The organism is Dialister succinatiphilus, from assembly GCF_928721695.1.
GTDB lineage: Bacteria > Bacillota > Negativicutes > Veillonellales > Dialisteraceae > Dialister > Dialister succinatiphilus.
Genome location: NZ_OV788641.1, coordinates 1,234,448 through 1,257,521, shown reverse-complemented (window position 1 = coordinate 1,257,521; position 23,074 = coordinate 1,234,448). Strand labels below are relative to the sequence as shown.

Here is a 23,074-nt window from a genome sequence, read left to right as displayed (position 1 = left end):
CTCCTTATTAAAATTACCAGCGATAATGAGCAAAAGCCTTGTTGGCTTCAGCCATTTTATGAGTATCTTCTTTCTTCTTTACTGCTGCGCCCGTATTGTTGAAAGCATCCATCAGTTCTCCTGCCAGACGTTCTTCCATGGTACGTTCGCTGCGCTGGCGGGCATAGTTGACCATCCAGCGGATACCCAGAGTCAGACGACGGTCTGCTCTGACTTCAACCGGCACCTGGTAGTTGGCGCCGCCTACACGGCGGGCACGTACTTCCAGAACCGGCATAACATTATTGAGAGCCTGTTCGAAAATTTCGATTGGTTCTTTGTTCAGCTTGCTGTGGCAGATGTCAAATGCGCCATAAACGATTTTTTCAGCGACACCCTTTTTGCCATCCAGCATAACCTTGTTGATGAAACGGGTTACTGTCTTATTTCCATACACGGGATCCGGCAGCACGTCACGTTTCGGAACAGCACCTTTTCTCGGCATTGTTAATTTCCTCCTTAAAACGTTCTTTGTTAGTCACATTAGTTAATGAATACGAATGAATTATTTCTTTTCGCGCTTAGCGCCGTATTTGGAACGGCCCTGCTGACGACCGGATACACCTACGGTATCGAGTGCGCCGCGGATAATGTGGTAACGAACGCCTGGAAGATCCTTAACACGGCCGCCTCTGATGAGGACGACGGAGTGTTCCTGCAGGTTATGGCCTTCACCAGGAATGTAAGCAGAAACTTCGATTCCGTTGGTCAGGCGTACACGGGCTACTTTACGAAGAGCAGAGTTTGGCTTCTTCGGGGTAGCTGTGTAAACTCTGGTGCAGACACCACGTTTCTGTGGGGACTGTTTCAGAGCCGGGGTCTTCGCTTTGGTAGCCAGAGTCTGGCGGCCTTTACGAACCAGCTGATTAATTGTCGGCAAAATGGGCACCTCCTTTCTTCAAAAGTAAATTTATAATTGATCCTCCAGGGCATAGCCCCGAAAGATATTACCGGGATGTAAGAAGAGCAGCGGATGCGGCTTTTACTTTGATACCGCAGGCACGGCCTATTTCTTTTTTAGTGAATCCCTGTTCCACAGGAATTCCTGACGACTGGCAGGCTTCCATGAGGGGACGTGAAATTCTTTCATCGCAGTCCGAGGCAATAAAAACGCATGCCGCTTCCTGCTTCTCAATGGCCCGCTCAGTTTCTTTCATTCCGACTACAAATGTGCCGGATTTCAATTCTTCCAGTGTCATTCATTCTCACCTGCTTTGCAGCACACTAAATCCACGCAACATTGGAATTATATCATTACCAGCCTTCCATGTCAAACTTTTTATTGGCTTTTTTCTCCGTATTTATGCATAACTTTTTTACCACGGTTCCTGGCGTGCCATTTGCTTCAAAAAGAGCCTTTTCTGCCCGGCAGATGCCCTCCAGGTCCGGAAAGCGGAAACTTTCTCAAAAAGAGGATTTCCCTTCCTTTCCCTTTCTCTATGATACAATAAATAACAGCTCTATTCCCTATGATTTGTGTAAAAAGAAGGAAAAGCCATGACTACTTATAAAAATATTACTGTCTACTGCGGTTCCCACTTTGGAAATGATGGTGCCTTCGCTTCCCTGGCAGCGCGGCTGGGAGAAGCGCTGGGGAAGGGAGGCTTCCACATGATTTACGGCGGCGGCACCGTGGGCCTCATGGGCCTTGCGGCAGACGCCGCCATGGCCGCCGGCGGCCGGGTCACCGGCATTATCCCCCGGGTATTCATCGAAAAGGAACAGGCCCACCGGGGTATTACGGAGCTTCTGGAAGTACCGGACATGATTACCAGAAAGCAGAAATTGATTGAATCCGGCGACGCCTTCATCGTCCTTCCCGGCGGCATAGGCACGCTGGAAGAACTGGCCGACACCTTCAGCCACTACCGCATCTACGCCGCCCCCGGGAGCCGCCCGCCGATTCTCATTGCCAATATAAACGGAATCTACGATCCCCTGAAGGCCCTTTTCCAAAACTGGCTACGCCTTGGATTCATTGAAAAGGAAGACCTTTCCTCCATCCATTTCTGTTCTTCCCTGGAAGAAATCATGAAAATCCTAGAAAAATGATTTCCCTGCGAAATCGATATATTATATTGTAAGAAGGCCCGGGCTTTTCCCCGGGCCTTCTTAGGCTGTCTCTTCTGCGGACCCCTATTTCCATAGCCTTCTATGCAGTTATCTATGAATTTAATCAAAATCATATGCAAATATGTATCACTTCAAACGGTTGTTTTAAAGTTCCATGATTGTAGGATTTATCGAAGAGTGCTAAAATATAATCGAACAAGTCAATCATATGATTATAAACAACAGTATGTATTTTGTAACAGGATGTTTTTCATTGATTTTTAATGGTCAGCGGTGCAATCGCAGACCTGGGAGGTTATTTCATGAAACCAGTCATTCACGTAGGAATCGATGTGGGCTCCACCACAGTCAAGGTGGCTGCTTTATCGCCTTACCTGAAGCTTCTTTTCGGGCGGTACCAGCGCCATATGTCTGATATCCGAAGCGCTACCATGTCTCTTCTGAAAGAACTGCAGGAGAAATTTTCGGGCTATCGCATCACCGCTTCTATTTCCGGCAGCGGCGGCATGGGGCTGGCCAAACTGATGGGTCTCCCCTTCTGCCAAGAAATTCTGGCGGAAACGAAGGCGGTGGAGACTTTCCATCCCGACACCGATGTGATTATCGAGCTGGGCGGGGAAGATGAGAAAATCACCTATCTTCGCAACGGCGTGGACCAGCGCATGAACGGCGCCTGCGCCGGCGGCACCGGTGCTTTTATCGACCGCATGGCCTCCCTCCTTTCTGTGGATGCAGCAGGCCTGGGACAGCTGGCCGCCAAAGCCGGCCGGATTTACCCCATTGCTTCCCGCTGCGGCGTATTTGCCAAAACCGATATCCAGGCCCTTTTGAATGAAGGCGTTTCCCATGAGGATATTGCCCTTTCCGTTTTCCAGTCCGTAGTGAACCAGACTATTTCCGGTCTCACCTGCGGCCGTCCGGTTCACGGCAAAGTGGCCTTTCTTGGAGGGCCTCTGACTTTCCAGCCCATGCTGCGGGAGCGTTTCCAGAAGACTTTGGACATTGCCGATGAAGATATGATCGTACCAGAGCATGGGGAACTCTATGTGGCCATGGGCGCCGCCCTGTCCGGCCGTCATGACCGCCCTATGGATCTGGACAGCTGGCTGGCCAAAGTGGAAGAGGCAAAAGACGTAGACCTGGGCACCTCCAAAACCCTGCCGCCCCTTTTTGCCAATGAAGAGGAATACCGGGAATTCACAGAGCGGCACAGCCGCTTCCATGCACCCCGGGGCGATATTTCAAAAGCCAAAGGGTCCCTGTGGCTTGGCATCGACGCCGGTTCCACCACCATCAAGGCCGTGCTTCTGGATAAGGAAGGACGCATTCTTTACGAATATTACAGCAGCAACAAAGGCACGCCCCTGGCCGGTGCCAGAAAGATTCTTTCCGACCTCTACAGCAAGCTGCCCAAGGGAGCTGTCATTGCCGGTGCCGGCGTGACCGGCTACGGCGAAGAGCTCATTAAGCGGGCTCTCCAGGCCGACGTGGGCGAAGTGGAAACCATGGCCCACTACCGGGGTGCCCGGCATTTCCTTCCCGACGTCACCACCATTCTGGATATCGGCGGCCAGGACATGAAATGCTGCCGCATCAAGGACGGCGCCGTGGATGACATTCTTTTGAACGAAGCCTGCTCTTCCGGCTGTGGCTCCTTCCTGGACACCTTTGCCCAGTCTCTGGGCATGGACATCAAGGAGTTCTCCCGCATTGCCCTCAAAGCCCCCCATCCGGTGGACCTGGGCTCCCGCTGCACCGTATTCATGAATTCCCGGGTACGGGAAGCCCAGAAAAACGGTGTATCTGTGGCTGATATTTCCGCCGGCCTTTCCTACTCAGTCATTAAAAATGCCCTCTACAAGGTGATCCGCCTCAGGAAGGCATCGGATTTGGGAAATAAAATCGTCGTGCAGGGTGGCACCTTCTATAATGACGCCGTGCTCCGGGCGCTGGAAAAGCTCCTTGGCTGCCATGTGATCCGTCCCGATGTGGCGGGCCTCATGGGCGCCTACGGCATTGCCCTCATTACGAAGGACTCCTGCCCCGAAGGCCATGTGTCTTCTCTGGTTACACCGGAAGAACTGAAGACCCTTTCCTATACCAATGAAATGAAACGCTGCCCCGGCTGCGGCAATCACTGCATGATTACCTTGACCCGCTTCAACGACGGCCGCGCCTTTGTTTCCGGCAACCGCTGCGAAAGAGGCGCTGCCATCATGCTCACCGGCAAGACGGCGCCCCACTCCACCCTTCCCAATATTTACCGCTGGAAATACGATAAGATCTGGTACCGCCGCCCTCTGTCCCCCAAAGACGCCAAGAGAGGCACCGTAGGCATTCCCCGCACCATGAACATGTACGAGGACTATCCCTTCTGGCATGCCTTCTTCACCAAACTGGGCTACCGGGTCCTCCTTTCCAGTGAACAGCTCCGGGACATTCCTACGGAAGCCATGGAAACCATTCCATCCTACTCCGAATGCTTCCCTGCCAAGCTGGCCCATGCCCATGTGTACGACCTGGCCAGGAAACACGTAGACTTCATCTGGTACCCCTGCATCGACAAGGGACCTGACGAAGGCAGCACCAACAGCTACAACTGCCCCATGGTGGCCTCCTATCCGGAAAATATCCAGGCCAATATGGACGAAGTGCTCTCCCGGTACAAAGCTAAATTCTACCACCCCTTCCTGCCCCTTCATTCCAAAGCCATCTTCGGCAGGCTGAAGAAATTCTTCAAGCCCTTAGGCATTCCGGGCAGTGACATCGAATCCGCCATTTACGCCGGACAGGCAGCAGAAGAAGAATACCGCCAGGACCTGTACAGGGAAACGAAACGGATTCTGGAAGAAATCAAAGAAAAGCACCTCATCGGCATCGTACTGGCCGGCCGTCCCTACCATGTGGATCCCACAGTGAACCACTCCATTCCCGACCTCATCAACCAGCTGGGCATGGCCGTGCTTTCAGAAGACGGCGTATCCATGGTGGGCGGCCAGTTCCCCACCCTCCGGGTCATGAACCAGTGGACCTGGCACAGCCGTCTGTATAAAGCAGCCGACTACGTCACCCGCCACAGCAATCTGGAGCTGGTGGAGCTCAACTCCTTCGGCTGCGGTCTGGACGCCGTAGTCACCGACCAGGTACAGGAAATCATGAACAAGAGAGACCGCCTCTACACCTGCCTCAAGATCGACCAGAGTCTGAACCTGGGTGCCGTCCGCATCCGCCTTCGTTCTCTGAAATCGGCCATCAAGGAAAGGGTGGAAGAAAACACAAAGGCTGAACCCATTCTCTATCCGAAATCCGCCTTCACCGAAGACATGAAGAAAGACTTCACCATTCTGGTGCCGGAAATGTCTCCCATCCATTTCCCTCTCATCGAAGCAGCTGCCAGAAGCAGCGGCTACCATGTAAAGGTACTGCCGCCGGTGCGGGCTGACATTGACGAAGGCCTTTCCTGCGTGAACAACGACGCCTGCTACCCTGCCATCATTACCATCGGCTCCCTCATGAGGGCTCTGAAATCAGGGGAATACGACCTGAACCGCACAGCCGTCATGATGTCCCAGACCGGCGGCATGTGCCGTGCCTCCAACTACATCGGCTTCATCCACAAAGCCCTGGACGAAGAAGGGCTGTCCCAGATACCAGTGATTTCCCTCAATACCCACGGCTTTGAACCCCAGCCGGGCTTCAAATTCACGCCGGGCCTGGGCGTCAAACTCATCCAGGCCGTGGTGTACGGCGACGCCCTGCAGCAGTGCCTCTACCGCACCCGCCCCTACGAAAAGGAACCGGGCAGTGCGGAGACTCTCTACCGGTCCTGGCAGAAAAAGGCGGCTGCCGCCATTCTGAAAGGCGAGTCCTATCATCAGTACAAGAAAAACATTGCCTCCATCATCAAAGACTTCGACCGTCTGCCCCTTGCCGACGTGCCCCGCCGTCCCCGCATCGGCATTGTAGGTGAAATCTACGTGAAATTCAGCCCCATTGCCAGCAATGACATCGTCCATGCCATCGAGGCTAACGGTGGCGAAGCGGAAACAAGCGGCATGCTGGACTTCTTCCTCTACGGCTCCCTGGACAGCCATTTCCAGAGGAAGGAAATGGACGGCACCTTCAAGGATGACCTGAAAGGTACCTTCACCCGCTACCTCATCGAATGGTACAGAAAGCCCTTGGAAAAAGCGCTGAAAAACTCCAAACGTTTCCATGAAATCACCAGCATCGGCAAGCTGGCCAAGAGAGCCTCCCAGTACCTCTCCCTGGGCAACCGGGCCGGTGAAGGCTGGTTCCTCACCGCCGACATGATCGACCTTCTCTACCATGAATGCCGGGGCGTGGTATGCCTCCAGCCCTTTGCCTGCCTGCCAAACCACATTACCGGGGAAGGCATGATTCACAAACTCCACAGTGCCTATCCGGAAGCCGTATTCCTGGCCCTGGACTGCGATGCCAGTGCCAGCGAAGTGAACCAGGCCAACCGCCTCAAGCTGATGATGAACGCATTGACAGAAAAGAAAGAAACACCGGACGATCTGTCCTTTGTAAGAAAGACCATGAACATCAGAAAGGGTACCACATTATGAGTGCAAGAAAATTAACAGGAAAAGGTGAAAAAGTCCGCGAGAAAATGATTGCCACCACGGTGCACATCCTGCAGCAGCAGGGTTTCAAAAAAGCCACCGTCCGTACCATTGCCAGAGAAGCCAATGTAAACATTGCCTCTGTGCGCTATTACTTCGGCTCCAAGGAAGAACTCATCGGCTGCGCTCTGGAATACATGATGGGCAATCTGGAAAATATCGTTTCCTACCTGGATGACACCCGCCTCCCCGCCAGGGAACGGATGAAAAAATACATTCTCGCCTATTTCCATCTGGCCCGCCAGCACCCTGCCCTGTTCCGTTCCATTTCCAATCCCTCCAGCGAAGACGCCAAGGACACCTACTTCATTTACCTTTCCCTCCTCCACAGCCAGTGCTGGGAGAAGGTCATCCGCAATGTGGCGGAAATTACAGGCTATACCAATGAAAAGGACCTGGAGCTGAAGGCCATGCAGATTTTCTCAGCCGTGGAATTTCCCATCATTCTGGAAAGCAACCGCAGCAACTCCTTCATCTCCGGCTATACCGACGCCGACACCCTGGATCGCTACGTAGACATCCTTCTGGGCACTTTGGATGAAAAGAAAGAAACCAATCAGTATTTAAAGGAAATCCTGCAGGGCGCCAAGTAAAAGGGGCCTGCTTTGCAGGCCCGGGTTCAAAGGGTTCCGCGCCGCCCGGCGCGGAAGGGTTGACAGGGCTTTGCCCCGAAGGTTCTTAAGGTTCTAAAGTTTGACGGGCCTTGGGCCCGAGGGTTCTGGAGGCCGCTTCGCGGCAATCTTATAGGGCCCGCGGGATTGTCAAGAATTTTGTGTTTTTAGTTTAGCTCATCATATTTTGCTATGAGCTTGCCCATTCGTTCATCAATCAATAGTTGGTTTCTAACATCTGACCAGTTAGCTACGTGACCCTTTCCTTTCCGTTTTTTCTTTTCCAGTTCCAGAATCCGAAGATAGAAGACTTTCATAACAGCTTCGTCATTGGGAAAGGAACCTCTTTTTGTGACCTTCCTGAAACTGGAGTTGACGCTTTCAATAGCGTTCGTCGTGTACATGACCCTGCGGACAGCAGGACCATAGTTAAAGAGCTGTTCCACGTGGACGAAGTTTCTTTCCCAGACAGCTATGGCTCCTGGATATTGAGACCATTTATCTTTGAATGAATTAAAGAGTCTGCGGGCTTCAGCTGCATTCACTGCCCGGTAAATCTGTTTCAGTTCCCTTACAAATTCACGGCTTCTGTTCCAGGGAATATACCGCAGTGAATTTCGAATCAGGTGAACGATGCAGCGTTGAACAACGGTCCCCGGAAAGATGGAGCGGGCCCCTTCTTCAAGCCCACTGACTCCATCCATGGAGATAAAGCCCACATCCTGGACGCCGCGGCTCCTGATTTCATCGAAGATCTGCATCCAGGTATGTTTGCCTTCTGTTTCATTGATCCATAAACCAAGGATATCCTTATTTCCATTAATGTCATATCCGAGCATGACATAGACTGCCTTCTGCTTGATAGCTCTCTCCGTCCTCATGGAGACGTAGATGCAGTCTACGAACAGGAACGGATAGAACGGAAGCAGCGGCCGGTTTTGCCATTCATGGACTTCATCCAGGATACAATCTGTAATGTGAGAAATCTGTTCATGGGACATGGTAAAGCCGTAGATATCTTCAATGGTTGATGAAATATCCCGCTGGCTCATACCCCGACCGTACATAGCCAGGACTTTTCCTTCAATGGACGTGACATCTCTCTGGTGTTTTTTGATGATCTGAGGCTCGAAAGTGCTTTCCCTGTCACGGGGAATCTGAATGGGGACATCGCCCATGGAAGTCTTTACAGTCTTCTGGGAATATCCGTTGCGAGAGTTACCGGTTTTCTCAGGAATGGCACCATTCTTGGGATAACCAAGATGATTCTCCAATTCTCCTTTGAGTGCGGCTTCGAAAAGGGGAGCAAAAATCTTCTTCAGGGCATCTTGCATCTCTTCTACAGATTGAGGCTTGTATGTATCGTAGATAGCCTGACCAATTTTTTCCGCAGGGGTAGGGGTACGCTTTGCCATAGTGTTTCGCTCCTTTGCCTTTGATCCCTTTCAGTATGGGTTATAAATTAATTTTGAGCAAGACGCTTTTGCGTTTACACAAAATATTTTACACACCCAGGGTGGACCCAAAGCATCGGGGCATCAAAGCTGTATTTCGCGAATCGCAGATCGCGGACCGCGGACCGCGGCCGACTGCTGACTGCTGTACGCGACCCGCGACCCGCGGCCTGCGAACCGCGGCTGGACGCTGACGGCTGTCCGCGACCCGCGACCCGCGGCCTGCGAACCGCGGCCTGCGGAACCGCGGCCTCAAGGCTCCACAGCATCCTTTATATGTTCCGTTCCCCACTGGCAAAGGGACTGCAGCACGGGCATCAGGGTGAGTCCCCGTGCTGTCATGGAATACTCCACTTTCGGGGGCACCTGGGGATATTCGTGCCGGTCGATCAGCCCGTCCCTTTCCAGTTCCTTTAACTGGGCGCTCAGCATCTTATGGGTGACGGGCCCCAGAGCCCGTTTCAGTTCTCCGTACCGCAGGGTCCCTTTTTTCCACAGCCGGAAAAGGATGTGCATCTTCCATTTCCCATTGACCATCCTGATGGCGTAGGCGAAGGGGGCGATATTGACTTCCGTATCCTTCATCTTTACTCTCCTTTTTGGTAGTATGTTCCAAAATAGTGCGTACTGTTCATTCGTCTCATTCCATGATACCATACCCATCGAAGACAATAAAGGATGGAGGATATAATACCATGAAAAAGAAAATCAACGTGTTCGCATACAGTCAGACGATCCTGGAGGCCGTGCAGAAAGGAGTCCTGCTGACCACGAAAAACGGGGAAAAAGTCGATACCATGACCATCTCCTGGGGGACGCTGGGCATCGAATGGGCGAGACCCATTTTCACTGTATTCGTCCGGCAGAACCGGTTCACCCATGAGCAGCTGGAAAAGAATCCGGAATTCACCATCAACATCCCGGTGGGACAGTTCAATCGGAAGATCCTGGGCATCGCCGGCACGAGGAGCGGCCGGAATATGGACAAGATCAAAGAACTGGGGCTGACGCTGGAAAATCCGGAAACCATTTCCGTCCCGGGCATCAAAGAACTTCCTCTGACATTGGAATGCCGGGTGATCTATAAGCAGAAACAGGAGCTCGAAGCCATCAGTGAAGAAAATCAGAAGCGGTTCTATCCCCAGGACGTCGACGGAAGCGCGTCCGGAGAAAACCGTGACGTCCATACCGCTTACTACGGAGAAATCGTGGACGCCTACATCATCGAATGACGGAACGTTGGACGAATGGAACAGGAAAAAGGGGGAATGCTGTCTTGCATTGGAAATGGGGAATTAAAGGTTCAAAGCTCAAAAAAACTGTATTGGCTGTGGCAGTCTGCCTGATGGCGGCCGGTGTGTCATTTCCCACCTACAGCCAAAAGACAGCAGCCGCTCCTGCAGCAGGATCAGCGGAGCATCTGCCGGAAGCTTCATTTGCCCAACTGGAGGCTGAGCATGGTGCCCGCCTGGGCGTATATGCCTGGGATATGGAAACTGGCCAACGTCTCCAGTACCGGGCCGATGAACGGTTTGCTTACTGTTCCACAGGCAAAATGCTCATTGTCGGCGCCTGTCTGCAAAAAGGCTCGGGCATTGGACTGGATGAGAAAATCTCCTATACCTCTGCTGATTTGCTTTCTTACGCACCGGTGACAAAAGAACATGTGGCACAGGGAATGACGGTTGCTGAACTTTGTTCTGCCGCCCTGCGAATGAGCGACAACACTGCGGCCAACCTGCTGCTGGAGCGAATCGGCGGAATCGAGGGATTGAAGCGGTCACTTGTCGCGCTCCATGATTTTGTGACCAGCCCAGCGCGGCCGGAACCTGATTTGAATACGGCACGTCCTTACGAAATCGCTGATACGACTACGCCGCACCAACTGGCCTTTGATTTGCATGCCTATGCCTTTGGGGACATTCTTGGATCTAAAGAGCGTCGGCAATTTATGGACTGGATGATGGACAGTCCCATAACGGGGTCACTGGTACGGGCCGGTACGCCAACCGGCTGGCACGTGGCTGATAAAAGCGGCAGCGGCGGTTTTGGAACGCGAAATGATGCTGCTGTCATTTTTCCACCCCATCATGCTCCCGTCCTGCTGGTCATCATGACCACCCATGACCGGGAAGATGCACCCAGTGATGATGCGCTGGTTGCCGCAGTTACCCGAATCGCCTTATCCAGCCTGGTACCCGGATATACTGAACCGTGACCGGTATTTTTGGCCCATGATTTTACCCGGAGCATCGGGCAGGAGGAGGGGCTGGACGGACGTGTATTCTGTTCCGGGTCTTTGTCAAATCCTGAAATAAGTCCCGATCAGTTCCCTGAGCGGCGTGAGCGATTTTTGCTCACGTCTTTTCTATTTTGTTTTCCCATCCCAGCAGCATCAAAGCCTGTACCTCGCGGACCGCAGACCGCGGACCGCAAATCGCAGATCGCAGATCGCAAACCGCGGCTGGCTGCTGTCAGCTGGATGCTGACGGCTGTACGCGAACTGCGACCCGCGAAAATCCGCGCCCCGCGTCTCACAACTTATAACCCACAACTTATAACTGTACTGTACCCCTAAATGTGGACACTTTTCAAGAGCCGACCACTGACTGCTGGCGGCTGGCTGCTGACGGCTGATCGTGAATCCCATCTCAAAACACCCCTGCAGCCTTTTACTGTCCAATCTTCACCCCAGATAAGATGCTATAATAAAAATGGAAAAACTGCAGAGGACGCCGGGCGGAACGATTTCTGGCAGGTCCTGATGTACCGGGGGTGGTTTTATGAAATGGTGGAAGAAAGGGCTGCTGTGGATTTTAGGGATTGTCAAGAATTTTGTGTTTTTAGTTTAGCTCATCATATTTTGCTATGAGCTTGCCCATTCGTTCATCAATCAATAATTGGTTTCTAACATCTGACCAGTTAGCTACGCGACCCTTTCCTTTCCGTTTTTTCTTTTCCAGTTCCAGAATCCGAAGATAGAAGACTTTCATAACAGCTTCGTCATTGGGAAAGGAACCTCTTTTTGTGACCTTCCTGAAACTGGAGTTGACGCTTTCAATAGCGTTCGTCGTGTACATGACCCTGCGGACAGCAGGACCATAGTTAAAGAGCTGTTCCACGTGGACGAAGTTTCTTTCCCAGACAGCTATGGCTCCTGGATATTGAGACCATTTATCTTTGAATGAATTAAAGAGTCTGCGGGCTTCAGCTGCATTCACTGCCCGGTAAATCTGTTTCAGTTCCCTTACAAATTCACGGCTTCTGTTCCAGGGAATATACCGCAGTGAATTTCGAATCAGGTGAACGATGCAGCGTTGAACAACGGTCCCCGGAAAGATGGAGCGGGCCCCTTCTTCAAGCCCACTGACTCCATCCATGGAGATAAAGCCCACATCCTGGACGCCGCGGCTCCTGATTTCATCGAAGATCTGCATCCAGGTATGTTTGCCTTCTGTTTCATTGATCCATAAACCAAGGATATCCTTATTTCCATTAATGTCATATCCGAGCATGACATAGACTGCCTTCTGCTTGATAGCTCTCTCCGTCCTCATGGAGACGTAGATGCAGTCTACGAACAGGAACGGATAGAACGGAAGCAGCGGCCGGTTTTGCCATTCATGGACTTCATCCAGGATACAATCTGTAATGTGAGAAATCTGTTCATGGGACATGGTAAAGCCGTAGATATCTTCAATGGTTGATGAAATATCCCGCTGGCTCATACCCCGACCGTACATAGCCAGGACTTTTCCTTCAATGGACGTGACATCTCTCTGGTGTTTTTTGATGATCTGAGGCTCGAAAGTGCTTTCCCTGTCACGGGGAATCTGAATGGGGACATCGCCCATGGAAGTCTTTACAGTCTTCTGGGAATATCCGTTGCGAGAGTTACCGGTTTTCTCAGGAATGGCACCATTCTTGGGATAACCAAGATGATTCTCCAATTCTCCTTTGAGTGCGGCTTCGAAAAGGGGAGCAAAAATCTTCTTCAGGGCATCTTGCATCTCTTCTACAGATTGAGGCTTGTATGTATCGTAGATAGCCTGACCAATTTTTTCCGCAGGGGTAGGGGTACGCTTTGCCATAGTGTTTCGCTCCTTTGCCTTTGATCCCTTTCAGTATGGGTTATAAATTAATTTTGAGCAAGACGCTTTTGCGTTTACACAAAATATTTTACACACCCGGGCCCCGCTTTGCGGACCCCCCTTGGTGCTTTACGGAACCACCTTTCCCCCGCTTCGCGGTGGCACTATGGACACTAAGCATAGTTTCATATATTCAAGGCAGTCGGCGGCAAGCGGACAGTGGGACAGGCTCCCCTGTCCCACCAGCTCACCAGCCCACCAGCTCACCAGCCCACCAGCTCACCAGCTCACCAGCTCACCAGCTCACTAGCTCACTAGCTCACTAGCTCACTAGCTCACTATATCCAGAAAGGACCTTATGAAATCCTATCCTGTTTTTCTCTTCGACCTGGACGGTACCATTTCCGAATCCGCCCCGGGCATTGTGAAGGCCGTGCAGTACGGCCTTTCTTTTGCCGGCATCCACGAAACAGACCCGGAAAAGCTGAAAACCTTTATCGGGCCGCCCCTTAATGTACAGATGAAAAAGCTCTATCATATGAGTGACGAAGACATTGTGACGGCAGTCACCCATTTCCGGGAGCTCTATGAAACGAAGGGCATCCTGGACTGCCGGCCCTATCCGGGACTGGCCCCCTTTTTAAAAGAGGCCGTGAACCGCGGCCATACCCTGGCCGTGGCTTCCAGCAAGCCTGAGCCCTTTGTGAAGGAAATCATAGCCCACTTCGGTTTTGCCCCCTATTTTTCCGTCATCTGCGGCAGTGATATAGGCGATGAGCTGAAGAAAAGGGCTACCCGGGACCAGAAGGCCCGGATTATACGGAAAGCCCTGTCCCTGCTGGAGAAAAAGGGCTTCTCCCCTGATTTCCTTGCTTCCCATACGGTAATGATCGGCGATACCTTCTACGACATAGAGGGAGCCAGGGAAAACCATTTACCGGCCATCGGCGTTTCCTACGGCTACGGAAGCCGGGAAGAGCTGGAAAAAGCCGGCGCTGATGCCATCGCTTCTTCGCCGAAGGAGCTTTCTTCCCTGCTTCTTTCTTAAAAAAAAGACCTGTCAGAAAATGATTTCCATTTCCTGACAGGTCTTTTTTGATTTCATGAAAGGCTGTCTTCCCGTCCCTCATGGGAACGCCGTTTTTCGCTGTACATGCGATGTTCCGCGTCCCGCATGCCCCGCACCAGCGAAGACGCATGGGGAATCCACTTTCCGCCTACCGCCACATGAATGGAACGGCCTTCTGCGGCTTTCCGGAAGTTCTCTAAGGTTTTCTTGAAACTTTCTTTATCGGCCCCATCCAGAAAGGCCACAAATTCATCCCCTCCCAGCCGGTAAATATCCTGGGGCGGGCATACGGATTTCATCAGGGCCGACATGTCCCGGAGACGGCTGTCTCCCACGCTGTGGCCATAGGTATCGTTTGTCCATTTCAGGTTGTTCAGGTCCACGTAGATAATGCCCAGGGAACGGTCCTCTGCCTTCAGGGACGAAAGGCGCCGATTCATGGCGTTTCTGTTATGAACGCCGGTGAGGATATCGTTTTCGCTGAGATAGCGAAGCCTGTCCATAAGGTCATGGATATCCTTTTTCCGGGACAGGTACACCGCCATATTTTCCAGCAGGTACTTCATGTCCGCCGCATCCGATTCCTTATAGTTATCTACGCCCAGATAGCCGGACAGGTTATGGTCATGGTACATGGGCGCTTCCATGAGGGAGTGAATGTTCTGCTTTTTCAGGCAGTCATAGGTAATGGCGTCCGTCTGGCGGATTGCTTCAATATCTGGAATCACCACGCTGCTGTTTGTCCTCAGGTACCGGTCCCATACACCCACATATTCTTCGTAGTTCAGGTCCTGGAGCTCTCCCATTTCCGAAGTGACCCCTTCCCTGCACCACTCAAAGGTATTGGAAATCCGGTTTCCCTGTTTTTCAAATATATACACCCTGTCACAGGGCAGGAAATTCCCTATTTCCCGAAGCACCCGGTTCACCGATGCTTCATAGTCCGAAGCCGTCATGAGCATGCGGGTGAGGCGGAGAATCTGGTGCTCTGTGGACTTGTGCACCGGCCGATCCTTCGTCGTTTCTCCGCGGCCCAGAAGCATGAGGACGCAGCTGCCCCGCCAGGGCCCGGGGGCCATCATATAGCGTATGGTTTTTGCCAGCCGGGGCACGTATTTCTCTCCGTACAGTGTATGTTTTTCATAGGCTGCTTCATAGGCCTTCTGGCCCCAGCTGTAGTTTTCCTGGTTCAAAAGGGCAGTCAGATGACGGCTCAGCTCCTCATTTTCCTTAAGACCCAGGGCTTTGCCATAGGCATCGTTATGGTAGCGGCAGATGATTTGGGATATGCCTCCATCTTCCCCCATCGGTGTATCCAGCAGGGCATAAGGAAGCGGCAGGGCATCGAAGAGAGCTTCCCGGTCCACCCAGCGATCCATCTTATCCCTGTATCCTTCGTCACTATCCCGCATCATGCCCACAGCCTCCCTTAAGAGGCGGCCGGTGGTAATCCCGTCGGAGCCGTAGGTAATGATGATTTCCGCTGTCACTGTGCAGCTGCTGCCTCCCACCTCGTGGATATCGGCGATGGCCTGCCGAAGTTTCCGGCACAGGAACGTCACTTCCGTCTGGTCTTCATAATGGAAGAGAATGACGAAACCGGCTCCATCCAGTCGGCCCACGGTGCCTCTGGTACCCATGATATGGCGGATTTTGCCGGCTGCTGCCTTTAAGAGGCCGTTGGCTGTCTTTTCTCCATAGCTGTGAAGGATCCGCCGGTACTGAGGGATGGTCAGGAAAAGCATGGCATAATCGCTGCCAAAGTTCCGGTACGCCTCCTGGCAGCCGATGAGGGATTCGATGACGCCCCGGCTGTTCATGACACCGGTGATCCGGTCGGTGACCATGACGGGCTGGCGGCCCGTTTCCTTTTCCATCTGCTCCGCATCTTCAAACCAGCCCAGAGTGCCTATGATTTCCCCGTCCCGGTAAATGGGCACCTTGCCATAAACGATGCTCTTCGCCACCCCTTTCACAATGATGTCCATAGGCCGGTTTACCACCACCACGCCGGAAAGGACACGGCCTTCCAATTTCCTCGCCCCATGGTCATCCATGAGCCAGCCCATGTCTGAGGAAGTCTTTCCCTTCATGGCACTGACAGAAGGGAGGCCGGTATAGAGGAGGAAATTCCGGCTGGCCCCCTGATAGCGTCCTTCCCGGTCTTTCCAGAAATAGGCCCGCCTGCTTCCGTGAATGAGCGAATTCCACAGCTCCTCAACCGAAAACATCCCCTGTTCCCTGTTTTCCGATGGAAGAGAAAGGCCTTCCGGAAAATCAGACCTGTTTCCGGAAATCCGATGAATACAGTGGAGCACCTGACTATAATTGGTCCGGGGAATGGGAATCAGGGTGTGAATCATCCACATAAACCGTCCCTTTTCCACCCGGGTGCGGAAAAAGCCGGAAAGGAATCCGGTGCCTGCCTTTTGGATCCGTTTTTCCAAGGTATCCATATCCATGAAGGCCATGTATCTTTCATAATCATCGGCATAAATGTTGCGGAGTCCATAATTTCTGATACAGTTTCCAGCATGAGGGATTTTTTCATGCTCCGACCAGTCGCCGTCGCTGACAGCCATGGGCTCCAGGGTATCCTTATCCCGGTCCAGCAGGAAAATATCGTCATATACGGCATACACATTATGGAGCACCTGGTATACCCGCTGCTGCTCCTCATGGGTCATGCTTCCGGTAATATTGGATATCCTGATTTTGATGCAGGCTCTGCCGTTGCACTGGGCGATGCAGCGCCCCACAGCCTTTATGAACTGGTCATGGATAAGATAGACAAGCTCATGCACCTTTTCGTCGGCGGTGCATTTATCCAGATATTTCCGAAAAATGGAAGAAAGCTCCAAGGTGGGATCATTGATATAGCGCTCCGCCTCCCTCACGTCATGGTCTCCCAGGGTGCGAATCATGTCAACATAGGCACTGTTGGCAAAAAGGTAGCGAACGGCGCGTCCATCATATTCCAGAAGAGTCAGGGTCTCATCGGTCTGGAAATTGACCATACCGATGGTATCGTAGTAAGCCTTCCAGGCCCGGGTTTCAACCTTCAGCCCTTCCCGCATGCAGTGGTCAAGGCTTTCCTCATAGGGCATGGGCTTTCCGAAGAAATAGCCCTGCACCTTTTCGCAGCCGCTGTTCTTCAGAAATTCAAACTGCTCCTTTGTTTCCACCCCTTCTGCCAGACTGCGGGTACCGATACCTTTGTCCATGGAAATGATGGAACTGATAATCTTTCGGGCCCTTTCGCTGGAGCTTCCCAGAAAGGCCATATCGATTTTCAGCACATCAAAGAAATACCCCTTCAACAGATTTAAAGAGGAGTAGCCGCTTCCGAAATCATCCATCCAGATTTCATAGCCTGCCTTCCGAAACCGCTGAAGCCCCTGCCGGATGCGAGAATCCATGGCGTTAAGCAGTCTTTCCGTGATTTCGATATGAATCATGTCCCGGGGCACATTGTACTCCAGCACCCGGTTCTCTACTTCCTGGAAAATATCACACTGCAGAAAGTCCAGGCGAGACAGGTTCACCGACACCGGCACCACCGGACGGCCCTCGGCCATGCAGCGGGAAAAATTTTCGCATACCTGCCGGATGATTTCCAGATCCAGCTTATGAATCTGCCGGCTCTCTTCCAGGGCGGAAATGAAATCCGCCGGCTGGAGGAACCCCTTCTCTGGATCCTCCCACCGGGCCAGAGCCTCCATACCGCAGAGAGCGCCGGACACAGTGCGCACGATGGGCTGGTAATAGGCCTTGATGTATCCCTTTTCCACCGCTTCATCCATATGACGGGATACATAATCCTTAAGCTCCACCTTCCTGTCCAGAGCCGCCGTGTAGTAAGCCATGAACCGGTCGCCGCTGTCATGGATGCTGTCGCAGGCAATCTTGACCCTGGTCACCGCCAGATTGGGGTCTGCGCCCCAGCGGCCCAGCTGGTAAATGCCTGCCTTGCAGTCCACCTTGGCGGAAGGGCGAAGAGCCAGGATGCGGCTGTGGGCCTCCCGGATTTTATCCTCCACGCCGGAGCTGTCTGCCAGCACCATGAAATGGTCCACATCAAAGCGGGAAATGAAATACCCTGGAAAGACCTCTTTCAGACAGTTTCCGATCTGACGCAGAAAAGCGTCCCCCTCCGGTATGCCGTAGGTCACATTGAAAAACTTGAAATGGACAATGTCAAAAAATAAAAGGGCATACTTTTCGGGATGGCCGCTTTCCTTCACCACCTTCTCAGAATCCGCCAGAAACTGCCTCATCCCGGGGAATCCGGTAATATGATCCTTTTCATACACCGGTAGTTCTTCATTCACCGCCGTCACAAAGACAAAAACCAGGTCCTTTTCCTCTTCCCTCTCTCCCCGGCAGCCCTGCATATCCACCTGCCTCTGGCTTCCGTCCCCGAGAGCCACCGTGGTAACCAGGTGGAACCGCCGGCCGGGAGCCTTCATCTGCCCTTCCATGTCCTTCTCCACCAGAACTGCGTTCTCCTTCAGAAGCCCTGAAAGCTTTCCGCCAGTCAAAGCGGCAAAGTCCTTTTCATCACGGCAGCCAAGGATGCGCTGCAGTTTCTGATTTCCAAATATAATTTCCTTTTCCTCATCGTCACGGTATACCATGACGCCGCCGGGAAAATGGTCACACACAGCCTCCATAAACCGGGACCGGTCTTCTTTCCAATTTTTCACTCTATCCTCACTGTTTCTATTTTCTCCAGGAAACGCCCGTGAAAGGGCTTACTGATTTTTTCAGGCATAGTATGTCCTCTAGAGAGCAGTACCATGCAGCCGGTGCCATAAATTCGTATCACACCAGAATCTATAAATCCCTGTTTTCCTGAAGTCAATTATAAAATATAATCATTTATAAAATCTTGTATTTTTATCTTGTATTTTTTTCATGTGACTAATGTATACCCAAAATTATCTAAAGTCAATTCCATCATTAGAAGAAATTTTCTCCCGAAAAAGAGTGATGGAGAAGGACAGCCCAGAAAAAAAATGCCTCTCCGAAGAGAGGCATTTCCATTTCATGATTATTTTTTCTTCAAATCTTCATCAATAATATGGCTTTTCAGCTCCTGCAGCTTGTCCGACAGGTTCACTTCCATAATGTTCGGATTCAGAAGCCTTGTATACTCGGGCCACAGGGTTTCCATCTGCCTGTTGGCATAGGCAATGGTTTCGTCAAGGCTTGGAAGTTTCACAGCCTTCCCCTGAAGAATGACAGGCTTTAACATGTCCTCACAGGTATAGGTGCCTGCCTTCAGTTCCTTCTTCCTCCACTTGGCCGATTCCGTAACCAGCGTAAAATCGCCGCCGTCAGGGAAAGGCTCATCAGCCAGGCATACCAGGTCCGTAATCATCTTGCCGGTGCCCTTCTTGTAGAAGCGGCGCACTGCCTTGATGCCGGGATTTGTCATTTTACTTACATCATTGGAAATCTTCATTACCGGTTCAAAGGTGCCATCCTTTTCACGGGCACTCATCTTGAACACCCCGCCCAAGGCGGATGTGCCGTCAGCCGTAATGATTTTCGTACCGACGCCCCAGCTTGTTACCGTGCAGCCCTGTTCCTTCAGAGACTGGATCAGGTATTCATCCAGATCGTTGGATCCGGAAATGATGGCATCCGGGAAACCGGCTTCCCGGAACATGCGGGATGCTTCCTGGGAAAGGTAGCCCAGATCACCGCTGTCAATGCGGATGCCGTACTTCTTCGGCAGCTTTCCGGCCGCCTTCAGTTCCCGGAATACCTTAATGGCATGGGGTACCCCCATTTCCAGCACATTATAGGTATCTGCCAGAAGGATGAGATTGTCATGGTACTGCTTCACATATTCCTCAAAGGCCTCCAGCTCCGTATCGAAGCTCATGACCCAGCTGTGGGCCATAGTGCCCAGCACAGGAATGCCGAAAAGCTTTCCTGCTTCCACATTGGAAGTGCCGTTGAAGCCGCCAATCATGGAAGCCCTGGCGCCCCAGAGTCCTGCTGAATGGCCCTGGGCCCTTCGAAGGCCGAATTCCATGAGCGCATCCTTCGGCGCCACGGTACGCACCCTGCGGCACTTGGTGGCAATCAAACTTTCATGGTTCATAATCATGGAAAGTCCGGTCTCCAGCAGCATGGCCTCGGTGGTGGTCCCTTCAAACCGGAGAAGCAGTTCTCCCGGGAAAGCTACCGTGCCTTCCGGCATGGCATAAATATTTCCGGTGAAATGGAAATGGGAAAGATAATCCAGAAATTCCGGATAGAAAATATGAAGGCTCCGGAGATATTCTATATCCTCATCGCTGTAGGTAAAATTCTTTACAAAATCCACCAGATGGGACAGTCCTGCCACCACGGTATAGCCGCCCTTGAAGGGATTCACCCGATAAAAACGGTCAAATACGACTTTTCTTTCATGCATGCCCTTCTTGAAAAGAGCATTGGTCATCGTGAGCTGATACAAATCAGTGATAAGTCCATTGGATGCCATAATATCCCCCTTTGTATTCCCATTGTCATGACAATGGGTAGATTGAAACCATTATAACACTTTATGCCATTAATGGTGCATTAAATCATAATTTTACAGTCTGGACAGGGCATGAAACGGCATGCCCGAAGGTTCACGGCAGCGAAGAAGGTACGGCCCTTTTCTATGACATCCGCAAAGCACAAGATCTATGATCCTTCAGGTGTATAGCCGGCACTGTCGTAATGGCTAGCCCAGATTCAGCTCTTTCTCTCTTCCCTCATTCCGGTCGCGCAGATATACACTGCCCCCATGGAGACTGAAGACAGCCATATCCTCCCTGTCCACCAGGCCCATATCTTCAATATCATCCCGGCAGGCCTTCAGCATGGAGTCCCTGGTCTCCTTCTCCTCTTCCTCCTTCAGCCAGCCCCGGATGGAAATCCAGGACTTGTCCGGGTGCACCGCAGAGATTTCCACATGGCGGTTCCCCATGATTTCATGATAGAGGGCAGAGGACCGGGACAGAAGGAAGCAGAGCCTTCCTTCCACTTCGCACACCCCGCTCATGGGCCGCACCCGGGGCTCCAGTCCGTCCACGGTGGCCATATAAAACACTTCACATTCCCTCAGATATTCCAGTACCAGCTTCACAGAATCCATCATAAGCCTCCTTGATTTCATTCTTTGTCATTATTATTGTACACAGAGCAGGGGGAAATGCAAAGGCTCCAGAGATTTCTGGCAAAGGGAAGGGTATGGCCCCCCGGATGCCATGCCTTTCCCGCCGGCGCCTGCTCTTTTTTCTTCCCGTGTCGGAAGAGGGCTGCTGCATGCATAGCCTGATGTCATAAGGAATGGTATGAATCAGTGCCTTAAAGGACACGCAAAAAAACTTCCCGAAATCCAAAAGCGGGCGCGCCAGTGGCCGCTTCAGGCAGGGCCTTGAAGGATTTGCGGGAAGTTTTCGTATGTTTTGATTGTTTCAGCCGGCTGAAGGAGAAGGACAGGACAGGACAGGAAACTCCGGCATTCCCGTTTTCCATGGATGGGCGCCAGCGGGATGTGCCAGCCGGTTTTTCCGGTCTTTTCGCTTCTCTATGGGTATAGTCGGAAAAGGAAGGAAAAGTTTCTCTTTAGTCCTTCAGTGCTTCTTCCCGGCTGGAAAGAATTTTGACCTTCACATCAGGCAGATGGGTGAGCACCTCAATCACCGTATCCCTGGTGTCTTTGGTGGAGTTGATCTGGCAGGTGGCCCTTTTGGCGTTTAAGGTGGTGAGTACGCCCAGATATTCGTAGCCTTCGATAATGCGGTTGATGTAGTTCACTTCTTCCGGCGGGATTTCTATATATACCCTTGTATCTTCTGTCATTTCTTTGCACGCCTCCTCAGAATGGAGAAAGCAGGAAGGGTTTTGTCTCCTGCCATGGTCAGTTCTTCCAGCGGATGAGGCGCCTTGTCCACCTCTTCGCCTTCCTGGTTCACCAGTTTTGTGATTTTCACAAGGCCCACCTGGCCCTGGGGCGTCAGGTATTCCAGGATTTCCCCTACCTTGAAATGATTTCTCTGCTGCACCTGGTTCGTGCCTTCTTCCCCGTGGCCCGGAAGAATGAGTCCCACAAAGTCATAGGGCTGCTCCGGCTGGGATTTCACATATTCCTGGGCGCTGTGGTCCGGATTCTGGAAGGCAAAGGCTGTGGTGTAGGGACGATGGGATACCTTTTCCAGTTCCTCCCGCCATTCCGGCCGCACCCTGTAGGCACCGCCTTCGGCGTAGTAGGCGTCGATGGCTTTTCTGTAGGCTGCCACCACGGCTGCCACGTAGTATACGCTCTTCATGCGGCCTTCGATTTTAAGGGAAGCAGCGCCGCCTTCGATGAGCTCTGGAATATGGTCGATCATGCAGAGGTCTTTGCTGTTGAAAATGTAGGTGCCATGCTCATCTTCTTCCACCGGCCAGTACTGTCCGGGCCGGGATTCTTCCATGACCGCATAGCGGAAGCGGCAGGCCTGGATGCATTCGCCCCGGTTGGACTGCCTTTTGCCGTTGGTGAAGAAATTGGAAAGAAGGCAGCGGCCGGACCAGGAAATGCACATAGCACCGTGGCCGAAAACTTCCAGGTCAATGTCCACTTTTTTACGGATGTCTGCCATTTCCTTCACCGACACTTCTCTTGCCAGCACCACCCTTTCGGCACCCAGGTCTTTCCACATTTTCACCGTGCGCCAGTTGGCGGAGCTTGCCTGGGTGGATACATGGATGGGAAGATGGGGCGCCACTTCCCGGCAGAGGGAGAAGACTCCCAGGTCGGAAATCAGGACTGCATCGACATGAATGGATTCCAGATATTTGAGATAGTCGTCCAGTCCTTCCAGATCTTCATTTCTGGGGATAATGTTCACTGTGACGTACACCTTTTTCCCCATGCTGTGGGCATAGGAAACGGCTTCCTTCAGTTCTTCCATGGAAAAATTGCCGCCGTAGGCGCGAAGGCCGAAGACCTTGCCTGCCAGATAGACCGCGTCTGCCCCGTAGAGGAGCGCCATTTTCATTTTTTCCATTGTTCCCGCCGGAGCGAGAAGTTCCATTTTCTTCATATATGTTCCTT

General features: G+C 52.1%; 17 protein-coding genes. 6 read left to right on the top strand and 11 right to left on the bottom strand.

Annotation, left to right across the window (positions count from 1 at the left end):
• Window positions 1-13: 13 nt before the first annotated feature.
• From rpsG to NW747_RS05160, 3 genes are all read right to left on the bottom strand, one after another.
• A complete protein-coding gene (gene rpsG, locus NW747_RS05170; protein WP_008860287.1) occupies window positions 14-484 on the bottom strand; it encodes a 30S ribosomal protein S7 in 471 nt (156 codons plus the stop codon).
• 60 nt (window positions 485-544) lie between these two features.
• Window positions 545-919: a 30S ribosomal protein S12 gene (gene rpsL / locus NW747_RS05165; RefSeq protein WP_008860286.1), complete on the bottom strand. Its 375-nt coding sequence runs from the start codon at window positions 917-919 to the stop codon at window positions 545-547.
• A gap of 67 nt (window positions 920-986) precedes the next feature.
• Window positions 987-1,238, bottom strand: coding sequence for a L7Ae/L30e/S12e/Gadd45 family ribosomal protein (locus tag NW747_RS05160; RefSeq protein WP_008860285.1), 252 nt, complete (start codon window positions 1,236-1,238; stop codon window positions 987-989).
• A gap of 298 nt (window positions 1,239-1,536) precedes the next feature.
• Between NW747_RS05160 and NW747_RS05155 the strand changes: the two genes are divergently transcribed.
• From NW747_RS05155 to NW747_RS05145, 3 genes are all read left to right on the top strand, one after another.
• On the top strand, window positions 1,537-2,091 hold the full coding sequence (locus NW747_RS05155) for an LOG family protein (protein WP_273185632.1): 555 nt from the start codon (window positions 1,537-1,539) through the stop codon (window positions 2,089-2,091).
• A gap of 323 nt (window positions 2,092-2,414) precedes the next feature.
• Window positions 2,415-6,704 carry an acyl-CoA dehydratase activase gene (locus NW747_RS05150; protein WP_273185630.1) on the top strand — a complete coding sequence of 1,430 codons (4,290 nt, stop codon included), beginning with the start codon at window positions 2,415-2,417 and terminating at the stop codon, window positions 6,702-6,704.
• A complete protein-coding gene (locus NW747_RS05145) occupies window positions 6,701-7,354 on the top strand; it encodes a TetR/AcrR family transcriptional regulator (protein WP_008860282.1) in 654 nt (217 codons plus the stop codon). The genes NW747_RS05150 and NW747_RS05145 overlap by 4 nt, the downstream gene beginning before the upstream one ends.
• A gap of 185 nt (window positions 7,355-7,539) precedes the next feature.
• Here the strand turns inward: NW747_RS05145 and NW747_RS05140 are convergent, their stop codons facing one another.
• Window positions 7,540-8,787: an IS256 family transposase gene (locus tag NW747_RS05140; RefSeq protein ID WP_273185627.1), complete on the bottom strand. Its 1,248-nt coding sequence runs from the start codon at window positions 8,785-8,787 to the stop codon at window positions 7,540-7,542.
• Window positions 8,788-9,078: 291 nt separating this feature from the next.
• On the bottom strand, window positions 9,079-9,411 hold the full coding sequence (locus NW747_RS05135; RefSeq protein ID WP_273185624.1) for a winged helix-turn-helix transcriptional regulator: 333 nt from the start codon (window positions 9,409-9,411) through the stop codon (window positions 9,079-9,081).
• A 110-nt stretch (window positions 9,412-9,521) separates the two neighbouring features.
• Between NW747_RS05135 and NW747_RS05130 the strand changes: the two genes are divergently transcribed.
• Window positions 9,522-10,058, top strand: coding sequence for a flavin reductase family protein (locus NW747_RS05130; protein WP_273185622.1), 537 nt, complete (start codon window positions 9,522-9,524; stop codon window positions 10,056-10,058).
• Between the two features lie 44 nt (window positions 10,059-10,102).
• On the top strand, window positions 10,103-11,044 hold the full coding sequence (gene bla, locus NW747_RS05125; RefSeq protein WP_273185619.1) for a class A beta-lactamase: 942 nt from the start codon (window positions 10,103-10,105) through the stop codon (window positions 11,042-11,044).
• A gap of 625 nt (window positions 11,045-11,669) precedes the next feature.
• On the opposite strand, the gene NW747_RS05120 is transcribed toward bla, so the two are convergent.
• A complete protein-coding gene (locus tag NW747_RS05120) occupies window positions 11,670-12,917 on the bottom strand; it encodes an IS256 family transposase (RefSeq protein WP_273185616.1) in 1,248 nt (415 codons plus the stop codon).
• 358 nt (window positions 12,918-13,275) lie between these two features.
• Between NW747_RS05120 and NW747_RS05115 the strand changes: the two genes are divergently transcribed.
• The gene (locus NW747_RS05115) at window positions 13,276-13,965 is read left to right on the top strand and encodes an HAD hydrolase-like protein (RefSeq protein ID WP_273185613.1); all 690 of its coding nucleotides are present in this window, start codon (window positions 13,276-13,278) and stop codon (window positions 13,963-13,965) included.
• A gap of 53 nt (window positions 13,966-14,018) precedes the next feature.
• Here the strand turns inward: NW747_RS05115 and NW747_RS05110 are convergent, their stop codons facing one another.
• The 5 genes from NW747_RS05110 to NW747_RS05090 form a co-directional block, all read right to left on the bottom strand.
• Entirely contained in the window at window positions 14,019-18,692 is a 4,674-nt protein-coding gene (locus tag NW747_RS05110; RefSeq protein ID WP_273188259.1) for an EAL domain-containing protein, read from the bottom strand.
• 347 nt (window positions 18,693-19,039) lie between these two features.
• A complete protein-coding gene (locus tag NW747_RS05105) occupies window positions 19,040-20,485 on the bottom strand; it encodes a nicotinate phosphoribosyltransferase (RefSeq protein ID WP_273188258.1) in 1,446 nt (481 codons plus the stop codon).
• 228 nt (window positions 20,486-20,713) lie between these two features.
• The gene (locus NW747_RS05100) at window positions 20,714-21,130 is read right to left on the bottom strand and encodes a pyridoxamine 5'-phosphate oxidase family protein (RefSeq protein ID WP_273188257.1); all 417 of its coding nucleotides are present in this window, start codon (window positions 21,128-21,130) and stop codon (window positions 20,714-20,716) included.
• 470 nt (window positions 21,131-21,600) lie between these two features.
• On the bottom strand, window positions 21,601-21,837 hold the full coding sequence (locus NW747_RS05095) for a DUF4911 domain-containing protein (RefSeq protein WP_273188256.1): 237 nt from the start codon (window positions 21,835-21,837) through the stop codon (window positions 21,601-21,603).
• Window positions 21,834-23,063 carry a peptidase U32 family protein gene (locus NW747_RS05090; protein WP_273188255.1) on the bottom strand — a complete coding sequence of 410 codons (1,230 nt, stop codon included), beginning with the start codon at window positions 23,061-23,063 and terminating at the stop codon, window positions 21,834-21,836. The genes NW747_RS05095 and NW747_RS05090 overlap by 4 nt, the downstream gene beginning before the upstream one ends.
• Window positions 23,064-23,074: the final 11 nt, after the last annotated feature.

Coding starts and splice junctions, on each gene's coding strand:
- rpsG (WP_008860287.1), bottom strand. CDS start 484: ATGCCGAGAAAAGGTGCTGTTCCGAAACGTGACGTGCTGCCGGATCCC.
- NW747_RS05160 (WP_008860285.1), bottom strand. CDS start 1,238: ATGACACTGGAAGAATTGAAATCCGGCACATTTGTAGTCGGAATGAAA.
- NW747_RS05155 (WP_273185632.1), top strand. CDS start 1,537: ATGACTACTTATAAAAATATTACTGTCTACTGCGGTTCCCACTTTGGA.
- NW747_RS05150 (WP_273185630.1), top strand. CDS start 2,415: ATGAAACCAGTCATTCACGTAGGAATCGATGTGGGCTCCACCACAGTC.
- NW747_RS05145 (WP_008860282.1), top strand. CDS start 6,701: ATGAGTGCAAGAAAATTAACAGGAAAAGGTGAAAAAGTCCGCGAGAAA.
- NW747_RS05140 (WP_273185627.1), bottom strand. CDS start 8,787: ATGGCAAAGCGTACCCCTACCCCTGCGGAAAAAATTGGTCAGGCTATC.
- NW747_RS05135 (WP_273185624.1), bottom strand. CDS start 9,411: ATGAAGGATACGGAAGTCAATATCGCCCCCTTCGCCTACGCCATCAGG.
- NW747_RS05130 (WP_273185622.1), top strand. CDS start 9,522: ATGAAAAAGAAAATCAACGTGTTCGCATACAGTCAGACGATCCTGGAG.
- NW747_RS05120 (WP_273185616.1), bottom strand. CDS start 12,917: ATGGCAAAGCGTACCCCTACCCCTGCGGAAAAAATTGGTCAGGCTATC.
- NW747_RS05115 (WP_273185613.1), top strand. CDS start 13,276: ATGAAATCCTATCCTGTTTTTCTCTTCGACCTGGACGGTACCATTTCC.
- NW747_RS05105 (WP_273188258.1), bottom strand. CDS start 20,485: ATGGCATCCAATGGACTTATCACTGATTTGTATCAGCTCACGATGACC.
- NW747_RS05100 (WP_273188257.1), bottom strand. CDS start 21,130: ATGATGGATTCTGTGAAGCTGGTACTGGAATATCTGAGGGAATGTGAA.
- NW747_RS05095 (WP_273188256.1), bottom strand. CDS start 21,837: ATGACAGAAGATACAAGGGTATATATAGAAATCCCGCCGGAAGAAGTG.
- NW747_RS05090 (WP_273188255.1), bottom strand. CDS start 23,063: ATGAAGAAAATGGAACTTCTCGCTCCGGCGGGAACAATGGAAAAAATG.